General features: G+C 60.2%; 14 protein-coding genes. 7 read left to right on the top strand and 7 right to left on the bottom strand.

Annotation, left to right across the window (positions count from 1 at the left end; genetic code table 11):
• Positions 1-2 precede the first annotated feature (2 nt).
• From traF to BES08_RS30545, 4 genes are read left to right on the top strand one after another with little or no spacing between them, the layout of a single operon-like run.
• On the top strand, positions 3-536 hold the full coding sequence (traF, locus tag BES08_RS30560; protein WP_069710345.1) for a conjugative transfer signal peptidase TraF: 534 nt from the start codon (positions 3-5) through the stop codon (positions 534-536).
• Positions 457-1707: a conjugal transfer protein TraB gene (locus BES08_RS30555; RefSeq protein WP_338043885.1), complete on the top strand. Its 1251-nt coding sequence runs from the start codon at positions 457-459 to the stop codon at positions 1705-1707. The genes traF and BES08_RS30555 overlap by 80 nt, the downstream gene beginning before the upstream one ends.
• 37 nt (positions 1708-1744) lie before the next feature.
• Positions 1745-1990 (top strand): type II toxin-antitoxin system Phd/YefM family antitoxin, encoded by a 246-nt coding sequence (locus tag BES08_RS30550; protein ID WP_069710401.1) that lies wholly within the window; start codon positions 1745-1747, stop codon positions 1988-1990.
• Entirely contained in the window at positions 1987-2373 is a 387-nt protein-coding gene (locus tag BES08_RS30545; protein WP_069710344.1) for a type II toxin-antitoxin system VapC family toxin, read from the top strand. Before BES08_RS30550 ends, BES08_RS30545 begins: the two co-directional genes overlap by 4 nt.
• Positions 2374-2568: 195 nt before the next feature.
• On the opposite strand, the gene BES08_RS30540 is transcribed toward BES08_RS30545, so the two are convergent.
• Complete coding sequence (locus BES08_RS30540; protein ID WP_156800086.1) at positions 2569-4326, bottom strand: FAD-dependent oxidoreductase; 1758 nt, start codon at positions 4324-4326, stop codon at positions 2569-2571.
• 370 nt (positions 4327-4696) lie between these two features.
• Here BES08_RS30540 and BES08_RS30535 point away from each other — a divergent pair, with 370 nt between their 5' ends.
• From BES08_RS30535 to istB, 3 genes are all read left to right on the top strand, one after another.
• Positions 4697-5485 carry an IclR family transcriptional regulator gene (locus BES08_RS30535; protein WP_069710400.1) on the top strand — a complete coding sequence of 263 codons (789 nt, stop codon included), beginning with the start codon at positions 4697-4699 and terminating at the stop codon, positions 5483-5485.
• 246 nt (positions 5486-5731) lie between these two features.
• Positions 5732-7228, top strand: a complete 1497-nt coding sequence (gene istA / locus BES08_RS30530; protein ID WP_069710399.1) for an IS21 family transposase — start codon at positions 5732-5734, stop codon at positions 7226-7228.
• Positions 7225-7983: an IS21-like element helper ATPase IstB gene (gene istB, locus BES08_RS30525; RefSeq protein WP_069710342.1), complete on the top strand. Its 759-nt coding sequence runs from the start codon at positions 7225-7227 to the stop codon at positions 7981-7983. Before istA ends, istB begins: the two co-directional genes overlap by 4 nt.
• 230 nt (positions 7984-8213) lie before the next feature.
• Here the strand turns inward: istB and pcaG are convergent, their stop codons facing one another.
• The 6 genes from pcaG to BES08_RS30495 all read right to left on the bottom strand — a co-directional run bounded on the left by pcaG (position 8214) and on the right by BES08_RS30495 (position 14340).
• A complete protein-coding gene (gene pcaG / locus BES08_RS30520) occupies positions 8214-8804 on the bottom strand; it encodes a protocatechuate 3,4-dioxygenase subunit alpha (protein WP_069710341.1) in 591 nt (196 codons plus the stop codon).
• A complete protein-coding gene (gene pcaH, locus BES08_RS30515; protein WP_156800080.1) occupies positions 8794-9531 on the bottom strand; it encodes a protocatechuate 3,4-dioxygenase subunit beta in 738 nt (245 codons plus the stop codon). Before pcaH ends, pcaG begins: the two co-directional genes overlap by 11 nt.
• Positions 9532-9750: 219 nt before the next feature.
• A complete protein-coding gene (locus BES08_RS30510) occupies positions 9751-10935 on the bottom strand; it encodes a Gfo/Idh/MocA family protein (protein WP_069710340.1) in 1185 nt (394 codons plus the stop codon).
• 56 nt (positions 10936-10991) lie between these two features.
• A complete protein-coding gene (locus BES08_RS30505) occupies positions 10992-12047 on the bottom strand; it encodes a maleylacetate reductase (protein ID WP_069710339.1) in 1056 nt (351 codons plus the stop codon).
• A 12-nt stretch (positions 12048-12059) separates the two neighbouring features.
• Positions 12060-12962, bottom strand: coding sequence for a 4-sulfomuconolactone hydrolase (locus tag BES08_RS30500; RefSeq protein ID WP_197524558.1), 903 nt, complete (start codon positions 12960-12962; stop codon positions 12060-12062).
• A 4-nt stretch (positions 12963-12966) separates the two neighbouring features.
• Positions 12967-14340 carry a class-II fumarase/aspartase family protein gene (locus BES08_RS30495; RefSeq protein WP_069710338.1) on the bottom strand — a complete coding sequence of 458 codons (1374 nt, stop codon included), beginning with the start codon at positions 14338-14340 and terminating at the stop codon, positions 12967-12969.
• Between the last annotated feature and the right edge of the window lie 54 nt (positions 14341-14394).

Genomic DNA, 14394 nt, shown 5'->3' with positions numbered 1-14394 from the left:
CGATGCGGCAGCAAAAGGCGGCCGCCGGCATTCTGGCTATCGGCACCGGGATTGTCATCTCCGTGTTCGTTGCGGGCTTTTGGGGAGGACTGCGCCTCAACCTCACGCCCAGCTACCCCCTCGGGCTCTGGCGGATCGAACCGCTCGATCGAGAGGTGGCTGCCGGCGATCTTGTCTTCATCTGTCCGCCAGAGACCTTGGCATTCGTGCTGGCCGTCAAGCGGGGCTACCTGCCGAAGGGGCTCTGCCCCGGCGGCACCGGGCCGTTGATCAAGACCGTTGTTGCGGTTGCGGGCCAGGACATCGAAATCGACACGGCCGTCCGCATCGATGGCGCTATCTTGCCGAGTTCGGCTGTTCATTCAGTCGACGCCGCTGGCCGGTCGCTGCCTGCATGTTCAGGTGGCCGTGTTCCGCCTAACTCCGTTTTTCTGCATTCCCCCTTCGGAGGCTCCTATGACTCGCGCTATTTCGGGCCGCTCCCGGACGATGGCATTCTCGGTCTGGCCAATCCCGTTGCGGTCATGGCGCAATAGCCCGGGTCGGCTCCTGGTTCTGACGCTGGGAGCCACGGCAATTGGTGTTGTCGGTTGGAGCGGGGATCCATGGACCTTGCCTTTGGCCATGGTGTTCCCGGCCGTGTGGAGTTTGGCGGGGTCGCGTTTCAGCGCGGCACTCATTGCCAGCGCCTATTTTCTTGGTGCCTCACGCGGACTGCCCCAAGGCGTTTCCAACTTCTTCGGAAGCGATATTCTCCTGGGCCTGTCACTATGGGTGGGTGCGTCGCTGGCCTTTGTCGGCGTCCATGCTGCCTGCTGGTCGAGGCGAGAGGGGTGGAGACAAGCCCGCAACTACGTTCTCGCCAATGTGCTGATGTCGGTGCCGCCACTCGGAATTGTGGGGTGGGCCAATCCAGTCACCGCAACTGGCATCATATTCCCGGGATGGGGTTGGTGGGGGTTGGGCGTGACCATCGTCGTGCTGATGGTCTCCACCACCAGGTTTCGGTGGCCTGCTATTGTCATCATCGGCGCACTCGCGCTTTTTTCTGCAGTTACGTGGACAGATCCCGCGTCGCCGGCCAGGTGGCGAGGAATCGACACGAGCTTCGTTTCGGGACGGGATCAATATGCCGATTATGGCCAGCAACTTTCGACGATGGCATTGGTTAGGGAAGCCGCGGCCGACGGTGCAGAAGTCGTTGTACTGCCTGAGAGTGCCTTTGGCATTTGGACCCCGACCATCGAGGCTCTGTGGCGGCGGGGGCTTGCGGATCTCGACGTGACAGTTGTTGGCGGCGCCGTAGTCTTGACCGAGACGGGTTACGACAACCTCATGGTCTCGGTCGCGGCAGGAAGCTCAGCCGTACTCTACCGCCAGCGCATGCCCGTGCCGGTTTCGATGTGGCAGCCCTGGACTTCCGATGGCGCCAATGCGGATTTCTTTGGAAACCCCGTGGTCACGCTCGACGGCCTGCGGCTAGCCGTGCTGCTCTGCTACGAACAGTTGCTGGTTTGGCCCGTCCTACATTCCATGTTGTTTACTCCGGATGTAACTGTGGCGACGGCAAATGGCTGGTGGACCGGCTCGACCAATATCGTCGCCATCCAGAGGGTGGCGGTGACGGCGTGGACACGCCTATTTGGTGTTCCAGTGGCCATGGCGTTCAATCACATTCAATCGGACTTGCGGCCAAAGCATGAATGAACTAAGTTCATTAAACTAAGTCAAACAGGAGATGACGGTGCAAACGGTCAACATTCATGACGCCAAGACGCACCTCTCGCGTCTAATCGAGCGGGCGGCAAAGGGAGAGTCTTTTATTATCGCCAAAGCTGGCAAGCCCATGGTGAGGGTCGTGCCACTCGATCGGCCCGCCATTTCGGAAGCGCGCCGACTGGGCTTCATGAGCGGGCAGTTTACCGTGCCAGACGATTTTGACCGCATGGGTGGGGATGAGATCGAGCAGCTATTCGGCTCCGGCGAATGAAGGTTCTGCTCGATACGCATATTTTGCTCTGGGCGGCAGGTGAGCCGGATCGGCTGCCCAATGCGGCGCGTGATGTGCTGGAGGATCCGGAGACGGAGCTTGTCTTTAGCCCAGTCAGCCTCTGGGAAGTTGCCATCAAGCGGGGTTTGGGTCGAGACGATTTTCAGGTCGATCCGAGATTGTTGCGCCGAGGCTTGCTCGACAATGGATATGTGGAGCTGCCGATAACCAGCGAACACGCTGTCGCGGTCGATAGCCTTCCACCGATTCACAAAGATCCATTTGATCGGATGCTGATTGCCCAGGCTACCGCTGTAGGCATTCAGCTTCTCACCGTGGATGAAATGGTCGGTCGCTACTCTGGGCCAATCCGCTGCGTATAGAAATCTTGCCAGCCCGAATACTCGTCTAGCTGCATCGATGAACAGGTCTCCGATTACTGTTTTGACGATCGTGAACGCTCCATACCGCCATCAACTGGATGGAGCGGGGCTTGCGATGTGTCTGTCGGATATAGAACTGGCGAAACAGTACTCTGGGCAGGTATCGTCTTTTCTGAGCGAGGTGCCGATCGAACTTCAGATAGAGTTTGCCGCTTTCTCCTGTTGGCCTTCGTTGATCGGCGCCAGCCCAGCGAGGTCCCGGCCAGCCACGAACCCAAAGGTCATTCCGGGTCCCAGATTGATGCCTCCCGCCGGATAGGTGCCGCCCATGATGCTAGCTGCATCGGTGCCAACAGCATAAAGAGCCTCGATCGGACGATCTTCTGCATCGACAACGCGGGCGCGGCTATCAACCGTCAGCCCCATGAACGTCCCCAGACTTCCGGTGCGGATCTCGACGGCATAGAATGGGCCTTTGCGGATCGGGGCCACGCATGGATTGGGCTTGACCGCGGGGTCGCCAACACCGCGATTGAAGGGGGTCTCTCCGCGCCCGAACTCGGGATCCGTACCGTTTTCGGCATTTTTGTTGAACTCTGCCACAGTGCGGAGAAGTGCCTGCTGGTCGATCCCGCAGGTCGCGGCAAGCGTCTCGAGGCTGGCGCCGACTTTGAGATATCCCGAGCGGATATGATGCCGGAACGGCACCGGCGCGGGTTTGACCATTCCCAGCCCGTAACGCCGCAGAAACAGGCTGTCCACAATCAGCCAGCAACGCGGCAACTGGCCTTCCGGCGTTATCTGCTGAAGCGCACCCATGAATTCGTGATAGCCGTTGGCTTCATTGGCAAAGCGACGGCCATTTGCACGGACAGCGATGATTCCAGGCTTGCCGCGTTCGAGCAAATGCGGACAGTGACCAGACTGACCATTGGGATAAGGTACGATCGACACCGGTGCCCAGCTTGCCGGTTGGGCGAGATTGCGGTGGACCACGCCCCCAATCCACTCCCCCATGCGGATGCCGTCGCCGGAGTTTTCAGATGGGGCCGCTGGCCAGTGTTCCTGACCCGTCGGATTGTGCGGAAAGTGTTGCTGGCGGCGGATTGGATCCCAAGGAAACCCACCTGCGGCCAAAACCACGCCGGACCTCGCCCGGATGCTTCGCCCATCGGTGAGCGAAACTCCCAAAACACGCCCGCCCGGCGCGCGCATCAGCCGCGCAACTGGCGTCGAAGTATGAATCTCAATCCCTTGACGGAAAGCGATCTCAGCCAAGCGGGCCACGAGCGCATTCCCTCCGACCAGGTGCATCCCGCGCCTGTGCAACGCCAGGTCCCACAGATGCGCAACCATTCGCCGGGCAGCATGAAAGAACGATCGAAAGGAACGCGTAGTGTTCATGAAGTGCGACAGGTCGGCACCCGAGGCGATCCCCATTCCCAGAAACGATGTTTCGGGCTTGGGCGGCCGCATTCGATGCACCTCTGCCCCCAACTTGCGGCCGTCGAACGGCGCGGCCGTTACGGATCGACCACCAGTGCCAGCACCCGGCAACCTGCCAAGCATGTCAGGCAACCGATTGCCGTCGGTCCAGGCCATTGCAAGCTCGTCGCGGAAAAAGCGAACCATGGCGGGAGCCGCATCCAGAAACGCTTCAACTCGCTCTCGAGGATAATGCTCGCCCATTGCGGCCGTCAGGAATTGTCGAAGTGTATCCTTGTCTTCCACAATGCCAGCCTCTGTCGCCAAGGGATTGCGTGGCACCCACAGCCAACCCCCTGACCAAGCGGAGGTGCCGCCGAACTGACGGAATTTTTCCAATACCACTACGCGCAGCCCATGATGGGCCGCAGTCACAGCCGCAGCAAGTCCCGACGCGCCAGACCCGACGACCACCACATCGTATTCCGCCGCGACAGAACGCTCCGATGGGACAAGCAATTTACGCATAGTCATAAATTTCCGACTTGTTCAGAAGGGCCACCGTTCAGTAGGCCATTCCTTCACAAGCAGTACCAGCATAGCCAGCCTGTCGCGAAATCGCCATAACAGCCTCGCCGAAGAGTGTTTTTCGTAAACTTCGATTTCTACTGTCAGAACAATCCGCTAAAAAATAATATCGGTCAATACCGGAATGGCATTATTATTTTTATCGGAACGGTATGGTATCCCTTGTGCGATCCGCCAAAGCCGTGGACATTCATTGAACGCTTGGCTGGCGCCAGCCCGCAAGATATATATAAGAAGTGATTGAAACAGCCCAATAATGCTGTTCCGTGTGGCACCCCACAATGATGTTTCGTCTGGCAGAGGACAGGTTATGAGTTCGACACTTGAGCGGGGTCTTTCGATTCTTGAACTGTTATCCTCTTTTCCGGAAGGTCTGTCCGTCAGCCAAGTTGCAAATTCAATAGGCATGCCGGCGAGTGGAACCCACCGCATTCTGAACCAGCTGGTCAGCTATGGCTACGTCTTTCAGGATGCTGCCAAAGGCGCTTATGCTTTACGCATGAAGTTTCCCGCCATAGCTCTGAGCTATCTTGCTCAAAGTGGGGTGGCCGAGATCGTTCATCCCATCTTGGAACGGCTGGCGGCCAGCACACGGCAATTAATCCGCCTCAGCGTCACGGATGGTGCACAACTTGTCTTTGTTGCCAAGGCGCAAGGTGCCACCAGCGGCCTTCGCTACGACCCCGGCAGTGACAATAATGGCACCGCACATTTGGCAACCTCCGCCAGTGGACTGGCCTGGCTTTCGACCTTCAGCGACGATGAGGCGCTGATGAAAGTTGCGGCCGAGGGATTTTCGCAACCTACGTCCGGTCCCGGCGCCATCATTTCGGCAAGCCAGCTGCTGGAAGCGTTGAAAGAAATCCGTCAGCGCGGCTACGCCTTTGCCGTCAATAGCCTTCTTCCCGGAATTAGTTCCATCGCCATGCCGATCCGCCTGACCGACGGTCGCATAGCGGGAACAGTCTCAGTCGCGGGACCGACAGCGGTGTTCGATCGCGACGCAATTATCGAAGCGGCAGGACCATTGAAGCAGGCTGCGGAAGATTTGGGACATTCCCTTCCCGCTTCCGCATACTTTCGCGAAAGACCCCTGTGACTGAGCCGGCCAAGGCCAGATGGTGATCGAAATTCCGTAATGTGGCACGTTCAACCCAGCGCCAGATTGGTCTGGCCCTACCCTGATTGACCTACACCAATAATTTGTCGGTGTTAGAAGCGTTTGAGAGCGGCGGTGCAAAATTAGACCACGGTAGCGGCGGGATTGTCCCGCTTCGGGCGGCGTAAAAGTCGGCCACCTATTTTCCTTCTGCGACGTATGCAGGAGGGCCTGGGGATCTACACCGTGGAATTATATCTGAGGGTTCGACTGGCTTGCTCGGAAGGCATGAGCCGGCGTCAGGCTGCAAAGCATTTCAACATATCGCGCGACAGCGTTGCCAAGATGCTGTCCTATTCGACGCCTCCCGGTTACCAGCGGCGATCACCGATCCGGCGGCCCAAGTTGGATGCGTTCGTTTCGACGATCGATCACTGGCTTGATGAGGACGTGAAGGTGCCGCGCAAGCAGCGCCATACGGCCAAGCGAGTGTTTGACCGGCTGCGTGACGAGCGCGGGTTCACCGGCGGCTACACGATCATCAAGGATTACATGCGCGAGCGGGATCAGCGTCGCCAGGAGGTGTTCGTGCCGCTGTCGCATCCGCCGGGTCATGGGCAAGCCGACTTCGGCGAGGCGATGGTGGTGATCGGCGGCGTGGAGCGGAAGGCCCACTTCTTCGTACTCGATCTGCCCCACAGCGATGGCTGCTACGTCAGAGCCTATCCGGCGGCGGTGGCCGAAGCCTGGGTCGACGGCCACATCCACGCCTTTGCCTTCTTCGGGGCCGTACCGCAATCAATTGTCTACGACAACGACCGCTGCCTTGTCGCCAAGATCCTGCCCGACGGCACCCGCAAGCGGGCTGCGTTGTTCAGCGGCTTCCTGTCCCACTACCTAATCCGGGATCGTTATGGTCGTCCGGGAAAGGGCAACGACAAGGGGAACGTCGAGGGTCTCGTCGGTTATGCCCGGCGCAACTTCATGGTGCCGATCCCGCAGTTTGCGACATGGGAGGCGTTCAACGCCTGGCTGGAAGAGCAATGCCGCAAGCGCCAGCGCGACAGGCTGCGTGGTGAGAGCGAGACGATCGGGGAACGACTGCAGCGCGATCTGGCTGCCATGCGTGCGTTGCCGGCATCTCCATTCGATGCCTGCGATCAGGCGAGTGCGAAAGTCACTGCCCAGTCGCTCGTTCGCTACAAGACCAACGACTATTCCGTCCCGGTCGCCTATGGCCATCAGGATGTCTGGGTCAGGGGTTATGTCAACGAAGTGGTGATCGGCTGCCGCGGCGAGACTATCGCCCGCCATCCCCGGAGCTGGGAACGAGAAGACGTCATCTTCGATCCTGTGCATTACCTGCCGCTGATCGAGCAAAAGATCAATTCGCTGGATCAGGCAGCGCCTCTCCAGGGCTGGGACTTGCCGGAAGAGTTCGCCACGCTGCGCCGTCTGATGGAGGCCCGCATGGCAAAGCACGGCCGGCGTGAGTACGTGCAGGTCCTGCGCCTGCTGGAGAGCTTTGAACTTGCAGACCTGCATGCGGCGGTAAAACAGGCCCTCCAGCTCGGAGCCATCGGCTTCGATGCCGTCAAACATCTGATCCTGTGCCGGGTGGAACGTCGACCGCCTCGACTGGACCTGTCCATCTACCCCTACCTGCCGAGGGCGACGGTCGAGACGACATCGGCGAAAGCGTATATGCGCCTGCTTTCCGCGCATGAGGAGGAAGCGGTATGACCGTCGAAGCACCGGAGATTCTTCTCGCGCACTATCTCAAGACCCTGAAGCTGCCGACATTCCAGCGCGAGTACCAGAAACTGGCCCGGCTATGTGCCGCCGAGGGTGTCGATCATATCGGATACCTCTTCCGGCTTTCCGAAAGGGAGATGATCGAACGCGATCGCCGCAAGGTCGAGCGCCGCATCAAGGCCGCCAAATTCCCCGTCGTCAAAAGCCTGGACAGCTTCGACTTTGCCGCTATCCCCAAGCTCAACAAGATGCAGGTGCTGGAACTGGCCCGATGCGAATGGATTGAGCGGCGCGAGAACGTCATTGCGCTCGGCCCGAGCGGCACAGGAAAGACGCATGTTGCACTCGGTCTCGGCCTGGCCGCATGCCAGAAGGGCCTGTCCGTCGGCTTCACCACAGCGGCCGCCCTGGTCAGCGAGATGATGGAGGCTCGTGACGAACGGCGTCTGCTCCGCTTCCAGAAGCAGATGGCCGCCTGCCAGCTTCTCATCATCGACGAACTGGGCTTCGTGCCGCTCTCCAAGACCGGCGCGGAGCTGCTGTTCGAGATGATCTCGCAACGCTACGAACGGGGTGCCACCCTGATCACCAGCAATCTTCCGTTTGACGAATGGACCGAGACCTTGGGATCGGAACGATTGACTGGTGCACTGCTCGATCGCATCACCCACCACGTCAACATCCTCGAGATGAACGGCGACAGCTATCGTCTCGCTCAAAGCCGCGCCCGCAAGGCTGGCTGAACCCCCAGAAAACCGCCGCACACGCATGAGACCCCCGCTTGGGCTACGCCCTCCCGGGTGTCTCATGCGTGGGCCACAAGTGGCCTGGTTTTACTCCGCCGCCTGGCCGGATTTTACTCCGCCGTTGACAGGCCTTGCAAGGCCCTTCCACCCGGCGGCATGCGGCAGCCGTGGCGTCTATAGCGAAACACAATTGCGGCGGACGGATCCCCGCAAACTTGCCGGCCGACTCAGGCCTCGAAAAACACCGTTTCGCCGTCGCCTTGCAGGCGGATGTCGAGGCGATATGCGGCGGGCGATTCAGAGGTGGCGATCAGGGTCACGCGCTCATCCTCGGACAGCATCGACAGAACGGGGTCCTCGGCATTCGATGCCTCGTCTGCGAAGTAGATCCGCGTATAGAGCCGGCGGTTCAATCCCTTGCCGAAGATCGACAAAGCGATATGGGGTGCCTGCATCACGCCGTCGGCAGTGGGCACCCGGCCAGGCTTCACGGTTTGGAAACTGAAGTTTCCGCTTTTGTCACAGTGGCGGCGCCCGAAGCCCTTGAAGGCCGAATTCCGCAGCTCTGGATGGGCTCCAGCAAAACGCCCCTGCCCGTCCGGCTGCCAGATCTCGATCAAGGCATCGGGAACCATGGCCCCCTCTCCGTCCGTGATCGTTCCCTGGATCGTAATCCGTTCCCCTTCGGCGTCCTCGGTCGCAAGCTGCGCGCCGAACAGCGGTGGAAGCGTCCCGTAGTCCTCCGGGGTCAGGCAATAGGCATAGAAAGGCCCGACAGTCTGCGAGGGGGTGATGGTCAGTGGGGTCTTAGTGGTCATGGGGTTCCTCGAAATAGCTGCCGTTGCGCCCACGCAGAACGATGTCGAAGCGATAGGTCAGGCCCCATTCGGATTGCGTGGCGCCCATGTCCAACTGCGCCACCATGCTGCGCTTCGAGATGTCGGGCGCCGTGTTGTAGATCGTGTCATATTTCAGCAGCGGATCGCCCTCGAAATATATCTGGGTAACCAAGCGGGTCACGAAGGACGGACCGAACAACGACACATGGATGTGGCGCGGGCGCCAGACATTGTGCAGCCCCACGACCGGATAGGCGCCCGGCACGATCGTGATGAAGGAATAAGAGCCATCAGCCCCCGTAACCGTACGCCCTGCCCCCGAGAAATTTGGATCAAGCGGGGCAAGATGCTGGTCAAGCTTGTGGATATAGCGACCGGCGGCATTGGCCTGCCAGATCTCTAGCAGCGTATTAGGGACACCCCGCCCGTCTTCGTCGGTCACGCGCCCCGTCACCAGAATCCGCTCCCCCACCGGCTCAGCTTCGTGCTGACGGGTCAGGTCGTTATCCCCCGGACGGACGCTCTCTTGTCCATAAACCGGGCCATACAGCTCCGTCGCAGACTGAGGAATTAACCGCAGCGGTCGAGTCGGCGCACGCTTTCGCGTGAAAACATAGTCTGGCGTCAGATAGGCCGGGTGCGCCTCAACGCTTCTGGCCGGGTATTCAGATGAAACCATCGGCCAGCCTTCCAGGAATATCGCCATCACTCACCTGTTTAAATAATACGAACAGCGTTTGTTTAATTACCCTTAAATTCGGCTTTTAGTCAATTGCTACAGCCGAAAGAGCCCTAAATTTCAGGAATAATCAGCTGTCTGGAACATCCTTTAAAATCAGAATATTATTTTGATTACCCGTTCTTTCCACCGGAGGGAGCTGCGGGGAGCCGCCAGCCCGGGAAAAATGCCGAAGCCGCTGAGAGATCAACTGACTTGCTCCACCTGCCGCCATTGGCGGTCCTGCGACGACGCCACACAGGCTTCGATGAACGCCATGGAGCGCAGGCCGTCCACGACCGACGGCGCTTCCAATGCCAGGTGATCTGCGGCCCCCTTGCCCATCATGGCCAAGATCTGTTCGGCGAAATCCACGTACATATTCGCAAAGGCCTCGCGATAGCCTTCCACGAAATGATAACCCGGCCCCCGCATCGCGCGGATTGCCGCAGGATGCAGCCCGGCAACTTGTCGACCAATCAGGGCTGGGGGTTGGCCCTGCCGCATATGTAGCAAGTTATTGGCGTCGGCCTGCTCCCACAGGACGCCGCCCTTGTCACCGTAGACTTCGATCGCCAGCTTGCTGGCCCCCGATGCCGCCTTGGTGGCCCAGAACGATCCGAAAGCTCCGTTTTCCATACGGAACATGACGTTGGCACTGTCATGGGCCGCGCGGCCTTGAACCGCCGGCCCAAGATCGGCCATTACCTCAACGACCTGTAACTGCGTGATGAAGGTAGCCAGATGGTGCACATGGGTGCCGATATCCACCAGGGCGTGACTGTCGCCACCGCGCGCAGGATCAATCCGCCAACGCATCCCCGGAGGCACGCCCCCTTCGTCGGCCTCGAACAAACGGCCCATCTGGCCCAGAGCGTAGACCCCGTGAATCTGGTGGATTTTCCCAAGTTCACCGGCGGCGACCATGGCGCGGGCTTGGCGTACCATGGCGTAGCCAGAATAATTGTGGGTCAGGACCACAACCTTGCCCGCGGCCTTCGCCCGCACCAGCACGTCGTCGGCCTCGGCCTTCGTGGAGGTTAAAGGCTTGTCGCAGATTACATGCAACCCGGCGTCCAGCGCCTCGCACAGAATCCGGTAATGGCTGTCATTCGGCGTGGCTATGGCAACGGCCTCAATACCGTCGGGCCTAGCCTTCTCCATTGCGAACATCTCGGCGGTGGACGAATAGGAGCGCGGAATTCCGAGAGCCGCGGCCTCAGCATCCCCGCGTTCCGCGTTACTGGACAGCACCGCAGCATCGAGAGAGAACAAATCGTCAAGCCGAGCCGCCTCCCGGTGAACCGGACCAATCAGCGAATGACCCGCGCCACCGGCAATGCCCAATCGGAGTCGGCGGCCCAATTTGCGGATCGCAATGTTCTCGTTCATCCCATATCTCCTCGTTGGTGACTTCAGATCAATGAATTGACTGTCCTCTAGGTCCTTCAGACCGGAGTTCCAGCCCAGGCCCGTCCCAGAAGGTTACGAATCGGCCCATGCTCGATGGGTCGCGGGTTCCAATAGGCATTTTGCGTGGCCAGGTCGGCGGCGCGGTCAAGATCGGCTTCTGCCATGCCCAACTCACGCAGCGATGTCGGGGCGCCCAACCGCATGGACAACGCTCTCATGCCCATCGCTGCATCCGCCATGCCCAGCGCGCGCGCGATGGCTGCCATTGCGGGCCTGGCCGCATCACTATTATAGGCGAGCGCATAGGGGAGGATGACCGTGTGGGTCGGGGCATGTGGCAAATCGAAACTTCCGCCGAGGGTGTGGCAGAGCTTATGGTGCAACGCCATTCCGGCCGAACCCAGGCACGTTCCGCACAGCCACGCGCCATAGAGGGCATCGCTGCGCGCTTCGATATCGTCGGGAGTGGCAACGATACGCGGCAGGGCATGGGCCAGCGCGCGGATCGCCTCTTCGGCCATCAGCGAGATCACCGGATTGCCGTCCCGCGCATATAATGCCTCGGCCGCATGGGCGATCGCATTCATGCCTGATGTAACCGAGGCCTGCACCGGAAGCGTCACAGTCAGGTCCACATCGTAGAGAACCACCCTCGGCTGCACTTTGGGATTACGCTGTGTGGTCTTCAGCCCGTTTTCCGTCTCTCCCAGGATCGGCGTCATTTCCGAGCCGGCATAAGTCGTCGGGACGACGATCTGCGGCAGATCGGTGCGCAGGGCCAGTGCCTTGCCCAACCCAATGGTTGAGCCGCCGCCAATCGCCACGATGCAATCGGCCTGCACATCCTTCAGCACCTCAAGCGCCTGCAAGGTGACCTCGACAGGCGTATGCATGGCAGCGGCGTGGAACGACCCCGCCAGCTGAGAACCCAGGCCCTGGGCAATTCGCAGCGATTGTTCTTTTTGGTCGGGCGTGGAAAGAACCAGCGCCCTGCCAAAATTCAGGGCCTCAAGTTCCCGCCGCAGATTCTGCGAAGTGCCGCGCCCGAAAACGACGCGCGCTGGGGCTGTTTCGTAGACGAAAGGTTGCATCGGCTCGGCTCCTCAAGCAGCCCCGAACAGGCGCTGCGGGTTGTCCACAAGGATCTTACGACGCAGTTCAGCATCGGGGGCAAAACGCGCCAAAAGGTTCAACAAGTCGCCGTCATTGGGTATGTGCTTCGGATCGAAATAGCCTGAATGCGGCCAATCCGAACCCCAGAGGAGGCGGTCGGGCGCCACATCTGCCAAAGCGTGCGCGAAGGGCACGACATCGTCATATGGCGCGCCGGAACCGCTAATACGATCTGCCCCCGTAAGCTTGATCCAGACATGGTCCAGTTTGGCCAGATCGAGCAAACGCAGGAAGTGCGGCTGATCCACACCTTGCGCGGTGTCCACCCGCCCGAAATGATCGATGATGATCGGAATATCGACGCGCGCCAAACGTTCAGCCAGACCGTCCAGCGCAGCGGGCGCGAAATGCAATTTTACGCACCAGCCTAGGTCGCGGCACCAGTCCAACATACGCTCGAACAAACGAGTATCCAACTCGCCCGAGCCATGCTGCGGATTGAAGGCAAAACGTACCCCGCAGACCCCCTGCGCCTTCATGTCCCGCAGCTGAACAAAAGTCATCTCGTGATGTGGCTTGATCACCGCCAGCAGACGACCATCGGACCGCGCAACTGCGTCGAGCGTCACCGAATTGTCGGCACCATGAACATTCGGATGGACACAAACGCCGCGCTCGATCCCCAAAGCCTCCATCAACACCAGATAATCCTCAAGTGGCGACTCCGGTGGGGAATAGAGCCTGTGTTCTGCGTATGGAAACGATGAAACTGGGCCAAAAACATGAAAATGGGTATCCCACGCACCCGGCGGCATCTCGAAAAGGATCTCGGCGGTCTGGTCGCGCGGGCCCTCGCAAATCGGGATGGTCGTCGCCTCAAACAGTGTCGTCACGTCATTAGCCTCCTTGAAATCCGATGGTAGAGGCGGGTCCAAGAATACGAGCCACATGATCCAGCGCACTACGGCAGCGGGCGGCCCCGGCCTGGATCGCCGGCGTCGTATCAAAAGCAATAGCGATAGCGTCGCGGTGATCGGGCAGGCGCTGGTTCAGCTGACCCTGAAAGCTGCCGCCTGAACGCAACACCTCGGCGGCGGCATCCTCGACAGCGGCATAAGCCTCGGCCCGACCCAAGTGCTTTGCCAACTGGCCGGCTACCGCGTCGCTGAAAATCAGGCCATTGGTCAATTGTAGATTGCGACCCATCTGGTCGGCATCGACCAGCAGCCCCTCGGCCAGAAACCTGCCCTCGCGCACGGCACCGCCGGCAAGGCCGAACAGCGTCGGCAGAGCCAACCATTCCGAATGCCACGCCCCCACCGGACGTTCGTGCAGACTGGCCATGCCGTTCACGAGAATGGAGAGCTGGGCCCCTGCCGCAGCATGCTGGGACAGGATGGTAATCGAGGAAATCGGGTTCCGCTTGTGAGGCATCGCCGAGGAGCCCCCCCTGCCCGGCGCTACAGGTTCGGAAAGCTCGCGCACTTCCGTGGAGGACAAGTGAACGACATCGGTGGCCATTTTTGCCAGAATTCCCAGCAATATGGCCAGCCAACTGGCCACCTCGACGATCCGGGCCCGCTGCGTGTGCCAGGCCAGGGCGGGAATGGCCAACCCCAGGTCCGCAGCGAAACCCTCCAGTACAGCGTCGGCCCGCTCCTCCATCGCGGCAAGGGTACCAACCGGCCCCCCTAGCGACGCCACCAGAACCCGCTTTCGCAGCGCGGGAAGCTGCACCAGATGCTCCGCCAGGGCAACGCACCAGCCGGACGCCTTGTAGCCGAACGTAACTGGCGCTGCGTGCTGCAAGGCCGTGCGCCCGATACAGGGTGTATTGCAGTGAGCAGCGGCCAGATTCATCATTGCGCTGACAGTGGCGTGTAAATCGACTTCTATAATATCGAGTGCCTCGGCCAGCTGGAGCGCGTGGGCCGTATCCACGATGTCTTGACTGGTGGCGCCGAAATGAAATCCACCCGCCAGTGAGGGCGGCAGGGCCGATTGCACCGCACGGACGAACGATATTGCGGGCACTCCTGTCATGCGAGTAGTCGCCGCCATCGCCTCGGGGTCCAACCCGGCAGTACCAACAACCTCGATCGCGTCGGCCAATTCCGAACTGACAAGGCCCTCTGCCGCCTGCGCGCGCGCCAGGGCCACTTCAACACGAAGCATTCCCGCCAAAAAACGCCGTTCGGAGAAGACCGTGCGCATTTCATCGGTCGCGAACAACGGTCCAAGCAGGGCGGAATCAAGCGGGGAAAATGTCATGACATCTCAGCGGACGGGCAGCTTCACTCGAAGCAATAAATCGGAACGGTATTC

The sequence above is a fragment of the Novosphingobium resinovorum genome, from assembly GCF_001742225.1.
Classification (GTDB): Bacteria; Pseudomonadota; Alphaproteobacteria; order Sphingomonadales; family Sphingomonadaceae; genus Novosphingobium; species Novosphingobium resinovorum_A.
This window is presented reverse-complemented; position numbering and strand designations above follow the sequence as displayed.

Excerpts from the sequence above, each read along its gene's own strand:
- pcaH (WP_156800080.1), bottom strand. The coding sequence starts at position 9,531 with ATGGCGATATTCCTGGAAGGCTGGCCGATGGTTTCATCTGAATACCCG.
- BES08_RS30510 (WP_069710340.1), bottom strand. The coding sequence starts at position 10,935 with ATGAACGAGAACATTGCGATCCGCAAATTGGGCCGCCGACTCCGATTG.
- BES08_RS30545 (WP_069710344.1), top strand. The coding sequence starts at position 1,987 with ATGAAGGTTCTGCTCGATACGCATATTTTGCTCTGGGCGGCAGGTGAG.
- traF (WP_069710345.1), top strand. The coding sequence starts at position 3 with ATGCGGCAGCAAAAGGCGGCCGCCGGCATTCTGGCTATCGGCACCGGG.
- BES08_RS30540 (WP_156800086.1), bottom strand. The coding sequence starts at position 4,326 with ATGCGTAAATTGCTTGTCCCATCGGAGCGTTCTGTCGCGGCGGAATAC.
- istB (WP_069710342.1), top strand. The coding sequence starts at position 7,225 with ATGACCGTCGAAGCACCGGAGATTCTTCTCGCGCACTATCTCAAGACC.
- BES08_RS30555 (WP_338043885.1), top strand. The coding sequence starts at position 457 with ATGACTCGCGCTATTTCGGGCCGCTCCCGGACGATGGCATTCTCGGTC.
- BES08_RS30505 (WP_069710339.1), bottom strand. The coding sequence starts at position 12,047 with ATGCAACCTTTCGTCTACGAAACAGCCCCAGCGCGCGTCGTTTTCGGG.
- BES08_RS30535 (WP_069710400.1), top strand. The coding sequence starts at position 4,697 with ATGAGTTCGACACTTGAGCGGGGTCTTTCGATTCTTGAACTGTTATCC.
- BES08_RS30495 (WP_069710338.1), bottom strand. The coding sequence starts at position 14,340 with ATGACATTTTCCCCGCTTGATTCCGCCCTGCTTGGACCGTTGTTCGCG.
- pcaG (WP_069710341.1), bottom strand. The coding sequence starts at position 8,804 with ATGACCACTAAGACCCCACTGACCATCACCCCCTCGCAGACTGTCGGG.